The sequence below is a fragment of the Pleomorphochaeta sp. DL1XJH-081 genome (assembly GCF_049310885.1).
Lineage (GTDB): Bacteria > Spirochaetota > Spirochaetia > Sphaerochaetales > Sphaerochaetaceae > CAYZJV01.
Genome location: NZ_JBMDYO010000010.1, coordinates 15,873 through 30,558, shown reverse-complemented (window position 1 = coordinate 30,558; position 14,686 = coordinate 15,873). Strand labels below are relative to the sequence as shown.

Sequence of the window (14,686 nt, the reverse complement as noted above, 5' to 3'; positions counted from 1 at the left end):
ACTGTATGAAAAGTGTCAGATTATGATAATTCTATGGTATCAGATAGGTGGTGGCTTGATGAATGAAATTGCCTTGCATCTCGATCGGAACGACGGACAGACGTTGACTGAACAGTTGTACACATTTCTGAAAACCGAAATCATGAACGGGAATATTTCGAAGAATGAAAAGGTGCCATCGAAGCGGCAGTTGGCCTTGAATCTGGAGTGCAGCATCAACACGATACAAGGGGCATACAACCAACTCGTCGACGAAGGGTATCTGATCGCAAAAGAGAGGAGCGGCTACTACGTGGCCGAACTGGACGGCATTCTGAACCTTAAGAAGATTCAGAGAGTCCCGAATATGGATACGAAGCTGACGGAAAGATACCGGTACGATTTCTCGTACCATGGTGTGGATCTGGAACACTTTCCGTTCCGTGAATGGCGCAGGATCACACGGGATGTGATCAACGAGGACGACAAGGATCTTCTATGTGTGGGTGATCCGAAGGGATTTCTCGGGTTGCGAACGAGTATTGCACGGTATCTTCATCATTCCAGGGGGGTGGCGTGCTCGATACGACAGATCGTGGTAAGTTCCGGAACTGAATTCCTACTCCAATTGCTCATCCAACTGTTTGATCCCTCCACACAGTATGCGATTGAGAACCCTGGGTACGAAAAACTCAATCTTTTATTCAAAAGCAATCGTGTGAAAATCAAACCTTTGCCACTGGATGACCAAGGCTTACGACTGGAGGGGCTCGAACAGCACTTGGTGGATGTGGTGTGTATCACTCCTTCGCACCAATTTCCCACGGGGTGCATCATGCCGATCGCAAGGCGACTCCAACTGCTCGGTTGGGCAGGCGGAAAACCAGGTCGTTACATCATAGAGGATGATTATGACAGCGAGTTCAGGTACTCTGGAAAACCGATACCCTCTTTGCAGGGACTGGATCAGAACGGTCGGGTGATCTATATGGGAGCTTTCTCGAAATCCCTCTCTCCCGCTTTTCGAATCAGCTACATGGTCTTGCCTGAACATCTAATTGATTCGTTTGATGAAAAGTTAAATTTTTTCAATTGTCCTGTCTCGATAATCGCACAGAAGACTTTGGGGGAATTCATGAACAAAGGTCATTTCGAGCGCCATCTCAACCGTATGCGCAATCTTTATGGACAGAAGAGAGAAGCACTTGTTTCCGCGATACATGAACATCTTCCCTTTGCTCAAATTGAGGGAGCTTCGGCCGGGTTGCATCTAACTGTTCGGATCAACAACGGCATGAATGAGAATGAGTTGGTTGCCTTCGCAGAGCACCAACAGGTAAAGGTCTATGGACTATCGCGTTATTATTCGAATTCCCCGCATGATAGAAACGATGGCAGATTGTTGCTTGGATTCGCCACGATGAAGATCGATGAGATAAACAATGCGGTTGCATTGCTAAAAAAAGCCTGGTACTAATACACGTGCCGACATATGGATGCAGAGGGACAATAGATCAGCGAAGACCTGGCGCATCAAGTAAAACGGCGTGTCAATGAGGATTTTTCACGATGTCGAAGTTATCCAATGAATAATCTCAATACAATTGTTGGGTTTTAGATATACCACTTATGCTCAGGAAGAAGTTTTCCTCAATGCCTCTCAAAAATGCATACTATTCACCGAAACCTGACAGTTGGTTTACCAGGGCTGAATGCGAACTCTCGGTTTTGACCACAATGCATCGACACAAAAGGCTACCCAACCAGGATTCTTTCTTCGTGAAGATTTCCCCATGGTGTCGAGAGAAAAGTTCTTGACAAAAGGAGATCCATTGGTGGATGACGCTATATCATACACAAAGTCAAATATAGAATACATTTAGTTTGAATTATTGTACATTGAGATTTCCAGAGATAGTATTTGTACTATTTGTCCGCGATATAGTGGCAGCCGATAGAGCGGGTATTGTGCAGTGCCGCATTAACAATGATCCCGGCACAAATAACGGCATTTCTCAGCTCGATAATTTCTTTATTCATTGCCGAGCTCTGGTAAAAATCGAATATTCTGTGAGAAAAGTAACTTAAATCAGCTCGTGCACGGGTCAGCCCTTTTGTGGTTCGTACAATTCCGGCGTAATTCCACATAGTCATCTTTATCTCCTGCCAATCCTGTTTCAAAAGAAGGGGATCAAATTCTATTCCGGATGCCGGACTGCTCCATTCCGGAATAGCACTGAACCTATTTTCTGATATCCGGTTTCTGCTTTTACTAATAGAGTCAGCACAATTTTTACCCCATAACAAACCTTCCAGTAAAGAAGTTGAAGCAAGCCTGTTTGCACCGTGCAATCCAGTGCAGCTTACTTCACCGATTGCAAAGAGATTCTTTATTGATGTTTTTCCACTTTCATCCACTTTTATCCCACCGCAGAAATAGTGAGCAGCTGGAACGACGGGTATAGGCTCCCGGGTAATATCTATTCCTCCGCCTAAACAGGTTGTGTATATTTTTGAGAACCGCTTTTCTATGGGTTCAGTTCCGGTATAATGGTTTGCAAGGTCAAGAAGGACATATTCAGAACCATCTTTTCCCATTTTATCGTAAATACTTCTTGCCACCACATCACGGGGTGCAAGATCCCGTAATTCTGAATAATCCTGCATAAATTGGCGCCCGTTAAGATCTGTCAGTCGTGCTCCTTCCCCTCGTAAGGATTCCGAGATAAGAAAACGTTTTATATTACGGTGAAAAAGCGAAGTCGGATGAAACTGTACAAATTCAGCATTTATAATATCAGCACCAGCCCTGTAGGCCATGGCAATACCATCTCCTGTTGCGGATTTTGGATTTGTTGTATGCTGATAGAGATTCCCGATTCCGCCGGTTGCAAGGACAACTGTATGGGCTGGAATCTTTATGACCTCACCGGATATATTATCCAGAGCATATACCCCCATAACTTCCCTTGCAGTATACAGCTCCTGAGTATCGAGAGAGTGATGGTTATTGGTTATAAGGTCAATAGCCGTGGTGTCAGTGAGAATTTGCAATCCTATTTTTTTCGCATATTCAATTAAAGATCGTTGAATCTCTTCTCCAGTCAAATCCTGATAATGTATAATTCTTCTCTGTGAATGAGCAGCCTCTTCAGTGTAGTCCAGCTCCCCGGCATCATTATAGTCAAATTTAGTTCCGGTATGGTTAATAAGAAAATCGAAGACCAGTTTTGGACCGTTTTTACTAAGCTCCCGCACAGCCTGAGTGTTATTATATTTACATCCAGCCTCAAGAATATCGTTTACCAGACTGTTTGCTGTATCACCATCACGCCAGGCGATAATACCGCCTTGTGCATGGTGTGTATTGGTGTCAGATACTGCCGGCTCCTTTGTAATAAGCAAAACATTTTTCCCGGCCTCTTTCAAAGCGATACCACAGGTGAGACCGGCAATTCCCGTACCGATAATAACTGCGTCATATATTGTTTTCATATTTAATTTTCCTGGACTATAGAGATCATATTGTTGAGGGATAGGGCCGCATCTTTCCGGATAGATTCAGGAACAGAAATAATATGATCCGGGTATTTTAGCAGCAAGGTATCGTCAGCAATGGCCTCAAGCATGTATTGAAGGTTATTAATGGTAGTTTTTTCCATATTACTGCAGTGTGATTCAAAAATGGGGAAAATGGATTTTTCAGGAAAATCTGCGGCAACCCGGGATACAAAATTATACTCAGTTCCAACTCCCCAGATGGTACCGGCAGGAGCTTTTTGAATGGTGTTGTAAATATACTGGGTGGACCCGGCATAATCGGCTGCTGCCGCAACTTGCTCCCTGACTTCCGGATGTACAATGACTCTTATTCCGGGATGTTCATCCCGGATACGTTCAATATGTTCTGTAGTAAATCTCTGATGTACCCGGCAGTTTCCATCCCAGAGAAACAGTTTGATATCCTCTGGTTTTCCAGTGGTCTCTATGGTGCAGTCCTGCCGCACTATTGCAATCTGTTCATCGGGTATGGAAAGTTCTCTAGCGGTGTTTATGCCCAGGCAGTAGTCGGGTAGAAAAAATACAGGAGTATTATTCTGAAGATAGTGGGTCATGATTTTTTGTGCATTCGAGCTGGTGCATACCGAACCTCCGTATCGCCCGCTGAGGGCTTTTAAATCGCCGTACGCATTCATGTAGACGACGGGTATGGCACTCTGTCCGCAGAACTCGTGTATATTCTGCATGGCAGTTTCCGCTTGATCAATCGAAATCATATCAGCCATCGGACATCCTGCATTGGAAGCAGGAAGAATGATTCTCTGGTGTTCTTTTGCCAGAATTGCTGCTCCCTCGGCCATAAACTTGACTCCGCAGAATACAATATACTCGGCATCGATGCTACTGACATCAACGGCAAGTTTGTACGAATCACCAATAATATCAGCACAGGCAATGATCTCCTGCTTCTGATAATGGTGAGCAGGAATTATAAGCTGATCCCCAAGCTGTTTTTTTAGTTCCCTGATACGTTTATTCATAATCTATTATTCCTCTATAGCTATTTTCGAAGAGAAAAATCAAAGGCGGTAACCGTATGTGTCAGTCCCCCTACAGAAATGAAATTGACACCTGTATCGGCGATTGAGGGGAGTCTTTCAATGGTAACATTTCCAGAGGCTTCAGTTTCTGCTGTTTCACCAACCATACGTACAGCTTCCTTCATCATCCGGAGAGACATATTATCAAGCATAATTCTGTCTGCGGCCGAATCGAGTGCCACTCTGACCTCTTCAAGCGTACGGGCTTCTACCTCAATCCGATAGGTATCACCCCACATATCCCGAATTCGCTGTACTGCCTGGGGAATACCGCCGGCGGCATCTATATGATTATCTTTAATCATTACCATATCATACAGCCCCATTCGGTGGTTTTGACCGCCGCCGCAGGCAACAGCATATTTTTCCAGTTCCCGCAGACCGGGAATAGTTTTTCGGGTATCAAGAATTACCGCTCCCTTTGCAGCGAGTGTATACTTATGAGTCTTTGTGGCTATCCCACTCAAATGCGAGAGGAAATTCAAGGCAGTACGTTCAGCGGTCAGGATGGAACGGACTTTTCCGGAGATGACTGCAACAAGAGCACCGGGAGATAACTCATCGCCGTCATTTTTCAGGAAATTTACTGATATTTCTGCATCAACTTCGTTAAATACTTCAATTACTGTCGTGGATCCGCAAAGGATTCCGGAATCTTTTGATACCAGGTTGAAGATATCTTTCTCAGTGGTAAATATTGCTTGACTGGTTATGTCTCCTGTTTCGGAAAGATCTTCTTTGAGTGCACGAGTAACTAATTTTGTCATAGGTTTTCCCTCCGATACTGTTTAAAGAAACAGTATATGGTATTTGACAAATATAGGGAATAGTGTCAAGAAAAAATCGGTAATAATAGCAATAATATATAGTGAAATCCTCTTTTTTGATGAACCAACAAGAGGAATTGATGTCGGTGCAAAAAGTGAAATTTATACCTTGATGAATGAACTGGTTAAAGAGGGAAAATCAATAATCATGATCTCTTCCGAGCTCTCGGAAATTCTTCGAATGAGCGATCGGATCGTGGTTATGTGCGAAGGGGAATAGCCAGGAAGTCTCCTTTGAGGTTTCGGATCCCGGAGAACGGCCGGTATTTTGTAATAGTTGATACGAATGGAATCGGTGGGAAAGTAAATGCATCAGTGCAGACTTTTCACCCATTACCTGCAGTTAAACACAAGCCTGATGAACTTGTAGCAGTTGAGCTGCCGGAGAAACATAGTAAGATAAATATAAGATGGTAATGAGTATATAGTTCCTGCTATCAAATACTTAGATTGCTAATTATGAGTAACTGTTAGGAGAAGTATGTCAAAAAAGTTTTGTTTATCATCTCTGGTTATTGTATTGCTTGTCCTTGTCGTTACGAAAATAGTATAGGGGCAGTTTCTATTACTGTCAATTTTCACCTAGAATACACAGATTCTTCCTGTCTTGGATGAACTCCAATGTGGATAGCTGGCTTACGATGTTATCATTATATACCGTCCATCTCCAATGCGCAGGTTCTCCATCTGGGCACCGAGTCCTTTCAGCTTGCTTAGCTATAGGCCCTTTTCCTTTGGGAGTACCTTTGGGCAATAAAGAGTGAGGCAATTACCAGCTCTTGTCATTGCCCTCCCATATTGGTATGCTTTGTATGAACACCGATCCCGTTGGGACGATGATTCAAAGCCCACTGGTTTTTTACAAAAGCTTACCCGATCAGACTTGATCCAAAAGGACAGGTACTATGGACACTACTCAGAAAAAGGATGGAGTGAAAAACTCCATTACCTTAACCGCCCCTGGTTTTATAAAACGTAAGAAAACCCATCAAAAAATCTCAATGGTCACTTGCTATGATGCCGCCTTTGCGAAAATAATCACAAAGACCGACATTGACTGTGTATTGGTAGGAGACAGTTGTGCCATGGTGGTGTATGGTGAAAAAACCACTATTCCAGCTACCATAAACATGATGAGGGACCACACCAAAGCAGTGCGAAACGGTCTTCCAAATAAGTTCCTTGTAGCCGACATGCCGTTTCTCAGTTTCCGCAAAGGGATCCCATCCGCTGTAGAAGCCGCTGGAGAGCTCATGCAAGCCGGAGCGGATGCGGTAAAGATCGAGGGCCTCACTGGTCATGAGGATACTATCACCCATCTTATTCATTCGGGGATCCCCGTCATGGGTCACCTTGGCCTTACCCCACAGTTTTATCATAGCCTTGGCGGCTATAAAGTCCAAGGCCGAGAAATACAGGCTGCGCAAGACATCAAGTCCCAAGCGCTCAAATTAGAAGAATTGGGATGTTTCTCTCTCGTTCTCGAATGTATCCCCGAATACCTGGGAGGCGAGATAGCACGATCATTGACCATCCCCGTTATAGGAATAGGGGCAGGTCGAGAAGTTGACGGTCAGGTTCTGGTTCTGCATGACCTTCTTGGGCTATCTGATACTAAGACTACTTTCGTCCGACAGTATATTTCTGGAGCTGATTTGGTAGCCAACGCCCTTAATTCCTACTGCAGCGATATCTCCGACGGTTCTTTCCCCTCCGAAAGCGAGGTGTTCAGCGTATGAAAATTATACGGACACCCAACGAATGGCAAAGGGAACGACAAAGAATGGGCTCTGCCACGGTAGGATTGGTTCCCACCATGGGAGCCTTACATGCTGGGCATCTTTCACTCATTCGAAAATGCCGGTCAGAAAACTCCATCACAGTGGCCAGCATATTCGTGAATCCCACTCAGTTCAACAATAAACAGGATCTTAGTGCATATCCCCGCACGTTTGAAGATGACTGCCGACTTCTTGAGCAGGAAGGGACCGATATTCTTTTTTCCCCCGACTATACCGATATGTATCCTGATGATTTCCGTTACCAGATTAGGGAAACAGAACTGAGCACCCGCTTATGCGGCGCGACGCGACCTGGACATTTCGATGGAGTCCTTACCGTAGTCATGAAGTTGCTTACTATCATAGGACCAACACGGGCTTACTTTGGTGAAAAAGACTATCAACAGTTCCTGCTGATAAAAGGCATGGCGGAGGCCTTTTTTTTACCGACCCAGATTATGGACTGTCCGTTGGTGCGCGAGGCTTCCGGTCTGGCATTGAGCTCCCGTAATCGGCTGTTATCCGAAGCAGATCGACGCAAAGCCCCCAAATTTTATCAGGCGCTGTCCTCAGGGAAACCACTAGATGAGATACAACAGCTTCTTGAATCAGACGGTTTCACGGTGGATTATGTCGAAGAATATGACGGAAGGGTTTTTGGAGCGGTATTTTTAGAAGAAGTGAGGTTGATTGATAATGTCAAAAGGTAATATTCTCATCCACTTATCGGGATCCATCTCCTGCTTCAAGACCTGCACGCTGGCCTCGCTTTTAGTCAAAGCCGACTATTGCGTGCAGACCACGGCTTCGCAGGCGGCGTTACAATTCATTGGCAAGGCGACTCTCGAAGGCATAACCGGACGTCCGGTCCTGACCGACCTTTTTGGTGGGGTTCCTGACTTTACTCCCCATATCACGCTTGCCCAGAAATGGGCTGACCTTATCTTGGCCTATCCGGCCTCGGCCAATCTTTTGAACAGACTTGCCGCAGGTCTTTGCGATGATCTGTTCGGCAGTATTTGTCTTGCCAACAATTTCAACAAACCTTTGTGGCTCGCTCCAGCTATGAACAGTGAGATGTTCGCTCACCCCTCTGTCTGTTCTTCGCTACAAAAACTCCAGGATTGGGGGGCTTTGATTTTCCCCACTGAAGAAGGTAGGCTTGCCTGCGGTACGATAGGAAAAGGAAGGCTGATCGCCCCGGAATTTGTCTTTGCACAGATTGAGAGTGCTCTATGCGTATCCTAATTACCGGGGGAGGTTGCGAAGAACCCATCGACGGGGTGCGTAGCATTTGTAATTTCTCCTCAGGAAAAACGGCGGCGTTTCTTTGTGACCATCTTGTTGCAAAAAACTTTTCGGTGACGGCGGTTTTCTCCCAACGTGCTGTAAAGCCACAAAAATCCGTCATCCTGTATAGCTACAGGACATTTCAAGACCTAGCAGGCACCCTTCAACAGGTCCTTGGCCAACACTCGTTCGATATGATCATCCATGCCGCAGCGGTGAGTGACTTTAGTGTAGACACCGTCACGATCAATGGCATTGGGTATCCCTCAGGCAGTGTAGGTAAAATAGAATCGGGCTCGGATGTGGTGATCCGTCTGAAAGGGAACCCTAAGATTATCGATAGTCTTGCATCGTGGTCAAGAAACAAAGCTTGCAGAATTGTCGGCTTCAAGTTGACCAATGCCGCCCCTGGCAAAGTGCGGGAAGAGCTAGCATATGCCCTTCTTAAGAGGACGGATATAGACTTTGTGGTATCAAATGACCTATCTGAAATAACCGGGGACCGGCACCCGGTCTGCATATATCGAAAAAAGAGCGGTAAGGACCTGGAATGTAGGTATCAAGGGCAGACGAAACAGGAATTGGCGGACATCCTGACCATGATAGCCAACGAAATACAAGGAGACAGTGTATGATTCTGACGATAGATGTAGGCAACACCCAATTGTTGGGAGGCCTTTTCAAAGATGACAATCTTATCCTTCAATTCAGGAGGATAACGAGTCTGGGAACCAGCTCCGACGAGCTTGGGATATTCCTAAGAAGCGCCATTAGGGAAAATGGATACGACCCCTTTGAGGTCAGCGAGATTGTTTGCTGCAGTGTGGTTCCTTCCCTGAACCATTCCCTGGGGAGCGCGTGTTTGAAATATTTTAAGAAAGAGGCCTTCTTTGTGCAGACTGGGATAAAAACCGGGCTAAAGATTCGTTACAACAACCCTAAGGATGTGGGTGCTGACAGGATAGCCAATGCTATCGGTGGTATTTCGTTGTACCCCAATAGAGACCTCATCATAATCGACTTGGGAACCGCCACCACATTCGATGCCATCACATTCGATAGGAATTATCTGGGAGGGGCTATCGCTCCTGGACTCAAGATGTCTATGCTCGCACTTGAAACCGGGACTGCAAAACTTCCTTCCGTTGAAATCATATGCCCTGAAAAATCCTGTGGTAGTTCAACAATCGAAGCGATTCAGTCAGGTCTATTCAATGGTCATATTGGATTGATCAAGGAGTTTATCCAGCGGTTTGAAAGTGAATGTTTCAATGGGCGAAAACCTGTTGTTCTAGGAACAGGGGGCTTTTCCCGACTCTTTGAATCGACAGGGCTTTTTACAGAGATTCAACCCAATCTGGTTTTGCTTGGCTTAAAGAAAGCACTAGAACTCAATACATAAGGCTGCCAAGATGGCAAGCGTATCTCATAGGAGTACTTGTATGATAATTGAAGTCCTAAAATCCAAACTACATCAGGCGACGGTGACCGGAGCGAATATCAATTATGAAGGATCAATTTCCATAGATCCCTTTCTCTACAAAAAGGCTGGTATGTTTTTACACGAAAAGGTGGATATCCTCAATATGAACAACGGGGCCCGCTTTTCCACCTACATCATCAATGGTAAGGAGAGTGAGATCTGTCTAAATGGCGCCGCGGCCCGGTTGGTGGTGGCAGGCGATAAAGTGATCATCGTTGCGTACACGCATATAGAAAGCAAGGATGCAGAATCGTGGCAACCCAAGATTGTTATCCTTGGAGAGAGCAACAGCATCAAGGAAAATATTCCAAAAGCATGACAGGGAATACTTGTCCAAATAGTTCTTGCCCAATATACACCTGCTCGTTATGGCAGCTCAGAAAATCTTTTGCTGGCTGGTTTCCCAAAAGGACCGTACCCCTTCAAATATATCTTACTGCCAGCAGTATAGGTAGATCACTTATCAGCTTTAGGGAGAATCAAATCGATGCTCTCATGAGCGGTTTCATTTGTTTTCTCCTTCTCCAGTAGACCGCTTTGCCCTGGGAATTCTTCTTCGCACCCCAACTGCAGTTCTCATCGGGCGCGTTGTCCGGAAGGGGATTGCCTATTGACATGATTTTACTGAAGTGATTAACTATTATAGAATCAATCGTCAGTATAGATGATTGATTGAAACAAAGTTCTTCAGGGTCAGGTGTAATTCCTTACCGGCGGTAGGCAGCCATGCTGCAAGCCCGCGAACCCGTTTGGGTTGATTCGGTCAAACTCCGAAGCCGACAGTCAAAGTCTGGATGGAAGAAGAATTGAAATTTCTCCGATACAGGATTACTCCTGTGTTCGGTTATTTTTCTTTTAATCCATGCAATGTATTACCCTTGAAAGAATTGTTTCAAGGGGTTTTTTTATGAGCAATGAAGAACAATTTATGAGTAGGGCACTCGAGCTTGCAGAAATGGGAAGGGGATATACAAGTCCCAATCCGTTGGTGGGTGCTGTACTTGTAAAAAATGGGAAAATTATTTCTGAAGGCTATCACCAACGTTACGGAGGGCCACATGCAGAGATTCATGCACTCCAAGCAGCAGGGAAGGAGGCTGAAGGGAGTACTCTCTATGTTACGCTGGAGCCTTGTTCTCATCATGGCAAGACCCCACCCTGTTGCGAGGCGATTGCTGCAGCTAAAGTGCAAAGGGTCGTATGTGCTCTTCCCGATCCAAACCCGTTGGTCAATGGGAATGGGTTTGCATATCTTGAAAGACAAGGGATTGAGGTATCTTGTGGCCTGCTCGCAGAACAAGCCCAAAAGCAGAATGAGGTATTTCTCCATTTCATAAGCACAAAGACTCCCTTCGTAATCATCAAGACTGCAATGAGTCTTGATGGCAAGATTGCCACAAAAACAGGCGAAAGCCGTTGGATCACTTCCAAGTACTCTAGAACCTATGTGCATCGGCTACGGAATACGATTTCCGCCATCATGGTGGGTGTTGGAACTGTTTTGAAGGATAATCCACTCCTTACCACCCGTACTGAGGATGGTCATCCCAGAAATCCTGTCAGGGTGGTGATGGATTCGACCGGGAAGACCCCCTTGGACGCCAAATTATTCCAGACAATCAATCAAGCCCCTCTAATCATAGTCGCTACGACAGCGATTTCATCTAAGAAGGTTGAGTCCTATCGTTCTGCAGGAGCGGAAGTAATTGTGATTGCTGCGTCCGATCGGTTGCAACAGATAAAACATACATTGGAGGCCTTGGCTGAAAGAGGAATAGACAGCCTGCTTGTTGAGGGAGGGGGAACTCTTGCGGAATCCTTCGTCCGTGCAAACGCCGTACAGAAAATGTTGGTATTCATCGCTCCTACCATCATTGGAGGCAAGGATGCGCGTACACCTGTAGAGGGGGAGGGCATCAGTAAACTGGCAGAATCTAGCAAGTTCGAGATTGCAAGTGTATCTACCATTGGTTGCGACATCATGATTGAAGCATATCCGAGAAGGAGGACCTCATGTTTACCGGGTTGATTGAAGAAGTCGGTTCTGTTAGGGGACTTCAAGGAAATATATTACATATTGGCTGTCGAATGATGCAGGACAGTCTGGCACTTGGTGACAGCATCGCTGTAAATGGGGTCTGCCTTACGATTGTAGGCTACGATTCACTGGAAATTGGTGCGGAGATCATGCCAGTAACCATGAGCACTACAAATTTGGGTTTCTTGAAACCAGGCATGCAGGTGAATCTCGAAAGGGCTGTCCGGATGGGGGACCGGTTGGGTGGCCATCTGGTATCTGGCCATGTTGACGCAACGGCTACCATAGTGAATTCCAGACAGGAACAGGACGCCAGATTGGTTACGGTCAAAATTCCCTTGCATCTTGAGCCTTACGTCATCGAAAAGGGCTCCATCGCCATCGATGGCATAAGCCTTACCGTTGCCCATCTCGATCATACCCAAGTAGCGATATCCCTTGTCGGACATACGAAAACCCATACTACGCTTGCCAGCAAGAAGGTCGGAGATTTGGTGAATGTTGAGTGTGACCAGCTTGGCAAGTACGTCCAACGGTTGTTGACCACAGCAGGAAACAAAAGGGCAAGCCCTACAAAGGATACGATGAGTATGACGTTTTTACAAGAAAATGGATTCACGTTGTAAAGAGGAATTAGGAGAAAGGAATATGAATTTTTCTAGTATTGAGGAAGCATTGGCCGCTATCCGTAGCGGAAAGGTTATAGTGGTTGTCGATGATCAGCATAGGGAGCACGAGGGTGACCTCATCGCTGCCGCTGAATTGGCAACACCTGAGATCATAAATTTTATGGTAACGTACGGAAGAGGGTTGGTTTGTGTCCCATTGGCTAAGACCATTACTGATCGACTGAAGCTGTTTCCGATGATTGGCAGGAACGGGGATTCGATGATTGAGAGGCTTAAAGATCCTATGGGGACTGCCTTTACTGTGTCAGTGGACCATATCGAAACCACAACAGGGATAAGCGCTACTGATAGAGCCTTGAGCATCAGACAATTGGCAGTGCCTGCTTCGAAGGCTGAGGATTTCCATGTTCCTGGACATGTGTTCCCGCTTATCGCTGCTGACGGTGGAGTTTTGGTTCGTCCGGGTCATACAGAAGCAGCGGTGGATCTGGCTCGCTTGGCTGGATTGCAACCTGCAGCTGTCATTTGTGAGATTCTCAAAGATGATGGGACCATGGCGAGAACTGAGGATTTGAAAGTGTTCGCCGAGGCCCATGCCTTGCCAATAATCACGATGGCTCAATTGGTTGCGTGGCGGAAAATAGGGAAGGAATATGTCGTTCGGGACTCAGAAGTATCATTGCCTACGGAATACGGTATGTTCAAGGCTTATACATATTACCAATTCCCTTCAGGAAAACATCACATGGCGTTGGTCATGGGAGATCTTGAGGAATTGTCTTTAGATCCGTCGGTTTTGGTCAGGTTGCATTCAGAATGTCTCACAGGCGATGTGTTCCACTCCTTGCGTTGTGATTGTGGAGAACAGTTGCAGAGATCCATGAACATGATTGCAGATGAAGGGAAAGGAGTCCTGCTCTATCTTCGTCAGGAAGGACGAGGAATCGGTTTTCCGAACAAGATGAGGACATATCGTCTCCAAGAGACTGGTCTTGACACGGTGGATGCGAATCTTGCTTTAGGCTTTGATGCAGATGAGCGAGAGTATTTTGTTGGCGCTGCCATGCTAAAGGATCTTGGAGTACAATCGATACGACTTGTCACCAACAACCCACAGAAGCTGGCTGGATTGGAAGCGTATGGGATCAGGGTTGTTGATAGGGTTCCTGTTGTTATTCCCTCCAATGATACAAATAAGAACTATCTGGATACAAAGGCAAGAAAAATGGGACATCTTCTCTGAAGATACATCTCTAGACTTGATTAAGGAGCAAATGTATATGAACGAAAAGCAAATTTTTTCAGGAAATCTGGTCGCACAGGGAAAGCGATTTGGAATTGTTGTTGCAAGATTCAATGATTTTATTACCTCTCGTCTTGTCGATGGTGCCCTGGACTCACTATCCCGCCATGGGACACAAGACAGCGATATTGACATTGCTTGGTGTCCAGGGGCTTTCGAAATCCCCTTGGTAGCCAAGCGGATGCTCATGACAGAAAAATATGATGCAATCATCTGTCTCGGATGCGTGATTCGTGGGAGCACACCTCATTTTGACTTTGTGGCGAATGAGGTTTCAAAAGGGATCGGCAGGATTTCACTTGATTTTGCCAAGCCTGTGATTTTCGGGGTCCTCACTACCGATACAATCGAGCAGGCGATTGAACGGGCCGGTACCAAGGCTGGAAACAAAGGCTTTGATGCGGCCACATCAGCCGTAGAAATGGTCAATCTCTTGGAGTCCCTGTAATTCTTTTGTTTACTTTGTTTGGCAGATGATAAGTGTGAGGATTTGCTTCCTGCTTTATCATCTGCTCTATATTTAAGCGCATGGATTGCGAATTAAAATCTAGCAATCACCCAAGATCCCTGTTTGATGCGGTCTTGCTTCCCAGCAGCGAGCCCTCGTCGCCTTTCTCGACGGCCACCTTGATGCTTTCGCTGGTCAGGTCGACCAGCGTCGTGGGACTGGCAGCCTGGGCGAAGGAGCTTTCCTTGCCTGCCTGCAGCCGCGATCCCGTTCCTGTGTAAAATGCCATATGCGTTTCCTCTCTTGT

At 45.9% G+C, this 14,686-nt stretch carries 16 protein-coding genes, 1 pseudogene and 1 riboswitch; of the genes and pseudogenes, 13 read left to right on the top strand and 4 right to left on the bottom strand.

The features are described from left to right. Positions 1 to 58 precede the first annotated feature (58 nt). Complete coding sequence (locus ACODJP_RS12545; RefSeq protein ID WP_422482023.1) at positions 59 to 1,456, top strand: PLP-dependent aminotransferase family protein; 1,398 nt, start codon at positions 59 to 61, stop codon at positions 1,454 to 1,456. Positions 1,457 to 1,905: 449 nt separating this feature from the next. Here the strand turns inward: ACODJP_RS12545 and nadB are convergent, their stop codons facing one another. The 3 genes from nadB to nadC are packed head-to-tail and all read right to left on the bottom strand — an operon-like array spanning position 1,906 to position 5,347. Next, positions 1,906 to 3,474 (bottom strand): L-aspartate oxidase, encoded by a 1,569-nt coding sequence (gene nadB, locus ACODJP_RS12540; protein WP_422482021.1) that lies wholly within the window; start codon positions 3,472 to 3,474, stop codon positions 1,906 to 1,908. A gap of 2 nt (positions 3,475 to 3,476) precedes the next feature. After that, on the bottom strand, positions 3,477 to 4,520 hold the full coding sequence (gene nadA / locus ACODJP_RS12535; protein ID WP_422482019.1) for a quinolinate synthase NadA: 1,044 nt from the start codon (positions 4,518 to 4,520) through the stop codon (positions 3,477 to 3,479). Between the two features lie 20 nt (positions 4,521 to 4,540). Beyond that, positions 4,541 to 5,347 carry a carboxylating nicotinate-nucleotide diphosphorylase gene (nadC, locus tag ACODJP_RS12530; RefSeq protein ID WP_422482017.1) on the bottom strand — a complete coding sequence of 269 codons (807 nt, stop codon included), beginning with the start codon at positions 5,345 to 5,347 and terminating at the stop codon, positions 4,541 to 4,543. Positions 5,348 to 5,450: 103 nt separating this feature from the next. Between nadC and ACODJP_RS12525 the strand changes: the two are divergent. The 12 genes and pseudogenes from ACODJP_RS12525 to ribE form a co-directional block, all read left to right on the top strand. Next, positions 5,451 to 5,621: pseudogene (locus ACODJP_RS12525) on the top strand (D-xylose ABC transporter ATP-binding protein); the annotation flags it as partial. Then, complete coding sequence (locus ACODJP_RS12520) at positions 5,612 to 5,824, top strand: DUF1883 domain-containing protein (protein ID WP_422482015.1); 213 nt, start codon at positions 5,612 to 5,614, stop codon at positions 5,822 to 5,824. The pseudogene ACODJP_RS12525 and the gene ACODJP_RS12520, both read left to right, overlap by 10 nt. 488 nt (positions 5,825 to 6,312) lie before the next feature. Next, positions 6,313 to 7,146, top strand: coding sequence for a 3-methyl-2-oxobutanoate hydroxymethyltransferase (panB, locus tag ACODJP_RS12515; RefSeq protein WP_422482013.1), 834 nt, complete (start codon positions 6,313 to 6,315; stop codon positions 7,144 to 7,146). Then, positions 7,143 to 7,898 carry a pantoate--beta-alanine ligase gene (gene panC / locus ACODJP_RS12510; RefSeq protein ID WP_422482011.1) on the top strand — a complete coding sequence of 252 codons (756 nt, stop codon included), beginning with the start codon at positions 7,143 to 7,145 and terminating at the stop codon, positions 7,896 to 7,898. Before panB ends, panC begins: the two co-directional genes overlap by 4 nt. After that, the gene (locus ACODJP_RS12505) at positions 7,885 to 8,436 is read left to right on the top strand and encodes a flavoprotein (protein ID WP_422482009.1); all 552 of its coding nucleotides are present in this window, start codon (positions 7,885 to 7,887) and stop codon (positions 8,434 to 8,436) included. Before panC ends, ACODJP_RS12505 begins: the two co-directional genes overlap by 14 nt. Then, positions 8,424 to 9,113, top strand: coding sequence for a phosphopantothenoylcysteine decarboxylase (locus tag ACODJP_RS12500; protein ID WP_422482007.1), 690 nt, complete (start codon positions 8,424 to 8,426; stop codon positions 9,111 to 9,113). The genes ACODJP_RS12505 and ACODJP_RS12500 overlap by 13 nt, the downstream gene beginning before the upstream one ends. Then, positions 9,110 to 9,880 (top strand): type III pantothenate kinase, encoded by a 771-nt coding sequence (locus ACODJP_RS12495; RefSeq protein ID WP_422482005.1) that lies wholly within the window; start codon positions 9,110 to 9,112, stop codon positions 9,878 to 9,880. The genes ACODJP_RS12500 and ACODJP_RS12495 overlap by 4 nt, the downstream gene beginning before the upstream one ends. A 40-nt stretch (positions 9,881 to 9,920) precedes the next feature. Next, positions 9,921 to 10,280 (top strand): aspartate 1-decarboxylase, encoded by a 360-nt coding sequence (panD, locus tag ACODJP_RS12490; protein WP_422482003.1) that lies wholly within the window; start codon positions 9,921 to 9,923, stop codon positions 10,278 to 10,280. 360 nt (positions 10,281 to 10,640) lie between these two features. Beyond that, positions 10,641 to 10,771: riboswitch (FMN riboswitch) on the top strand. Between the two features lie 97 nt (positions 10,772 to 10,868). Then, positions 10,869 to 11,990, top strand: coding sequence for a bifunctional diaminohydroxyphosphoribosylaminopyrimidine deaminase/5-amino-6-(5-phosphoribosylamino)uracil reductase RibD (gene ribD / locus ACODJP_RS12485; RefSeq protein WP_422482001.1), 1,122 nt, complete (start codon positions 10,869 to 10,871; stop codon positions 11,988 to 11,990). Then, the gene (locus ACODJP_RS12480; protein ID WP_422481999.1) at positions 11,975 to 12,625 is read left to right on the top strand and encodes a riboflavin synthase; all 651 of its coding nucleotides are present in this window, start codon (positions 11,975 to 11,977) and stop codon (positions 12,623 to 12,625) included. Before ribD ends, ACODJP_RS12480 begins: the two co-directional genes overlap by 16 nt. 22 nt (positions 12,626 to 12,647) lie before the next feature. Continuing rightward, positions 12,648 to 13,871, top strand: a complete 1,224-nt coding sequence (locus ACODJP_RS12475; protein ID WP_422481997.1) for a bifunctional 3,4-dihydroxy-2-butanone-4-phosphate synthase/GTP cyclohydrolase II — start codon at positions 12,648 to 12,650, stop codon at positions 13,869 to 13,871. A 37-nt stretch (positions 13,872 to 13,908) separates the two neighbouring features. Further along, positions 13,909 to 14,379, top strand: a complete 471-nt coding sequence (gene ribE, locus ACODJP_RS12470; protein WP_422481995.1) for a 6,7-dimethyl-8-ribityllumazine synthase — start codon at positions 13,909 to 13,911, stop codon at positions 14,377 to 14,379. 106 nt (positions 14,380 to 14,485) lie between these two features. Here the strand turns inward: ribE and ACODJP_RS12465 are convergent, their stop codons facing one another. Beyond that, positions 14,486 to 14,668: a hypothetical protein gene (locus tag ACODJP_RS12465; protein ID WP_422481993.1), complete on the bottom strand. Its 183-nt coding sequence runs from the start codon at positions 14,666 to 14,668 to the stop codon at positions 14,486 to 14,488. Positions 14,669 to 14,686 lie beyond the last annotated feature (18 nt).

What these genes read in the sequence shown, in the direction of transcription:
- ACODJP_RS12545 (WP_422482023.1), top strand. Translation starts at nt 59, where the DNA reads ATGAATGAAATTGCCTTGCATCTCGATCGGAACGACGGACAGACGTTG.
- nadB (WP_422482021.1), bottom strand. Translation starts at nt 3,474, where the DNA reads ATGAAAACAATATATGACGCAGTTATTATCGGTACGGGAATTGCCGGT.
- nadA (WP_422482019.1), bottom strand. Translation starts at nt 4,520, where the DNA reads ATGAATAAACGTATCAGGGAACTAAAAAAACAGCTTGGGGATCAGCTT.
- nadC (WP_422482017.1), bottom strand. Translation starts at nt 5,347, where the DNA reads ATGACAAAATTAGTTACTCGTGCACTCAAAGAAGATCTTTCCGAAACA.
- panB (WP_422482013.1), top strand. Translation starts at nt 6,313, where the DNA reads ATGGACACTACTCAGAAAAAGGATGGAGTGAAAAACTCCATTACCTTA.
- panC (WP_422482011.1), top strand. Translation starts at nt 7,143, where the DNA reads ATGAAAATTATACGGACACCCAACGAATGGCAAAGGGAACGACAAAGA.
- ACODJP_RS12505 (WP_422482009.1), top strand. Translation starts at nt 7,885, where the DNA reads ATGTCAAAAGGTAATATTCTCATCCACTTATCGGGATCCATCTCCTGC.
- ACODJP_RS12500 (WP_422482007.1), top strand. Translation starts at nt 8,424, where the DNA reads ATGCGTATCCTAATTACCGGGGGAGGTTGCGAAGAACCCATCGACGGG.
- ACODJP_RS12495 (WP_422482005.1), top strand. Translation starts at nt 9,110, where the DNA reads ATGATTCTGACGATAGATGTAGGCAACACCCAATTGTTGGGAGGCCTT.
- panD (WP_422482003.1), top strand. Translation starts at nt 9,921, where the DNA reads ATGATAATTGAAGTCCTAAAATCCAAACTACATCAGGCGACGGTGACC.
- ribD (WP_422482001.1), top strand. Translation starts at nt 10,869, where the DNA reads ATGAGCAATGAAGAACAATTTATGAGTAGGGCACTCGAGCTTGCAGAA.
- ACODJP_RS12480 (WP_422481999.1), top strand. Translation starts at nt 11,975, where the DNA reads ATGTTTACCGGGTTGATTGAAGAAGTCGGTTCTGTTAGGGGACTTCAA.
- ACODJP_RS12475 (WP_422481997.1), top strand. Translation starts at nt 12,648, where the DNA reads ATGAATTTTTCTAGTATTGAGGAAGCATTGGCCGCTATCCGTAGCGGA.
- ribE (WP_422481995.1), top strand. Translation starts at nt 13,909, where the DNA reads ATGAACGAAAAGCAAATTTTTTCAGGAAATCTGGTCGCACAGGGAAAG.
- ACODJP_RS12465 (WP_422481993.1), bottom strand. Translation starts at nt 14,668, where the DNA reads ATGGCATTTTACACAGGAACGGGATCGCGGCTGCAGGCAGGCAAGGAA.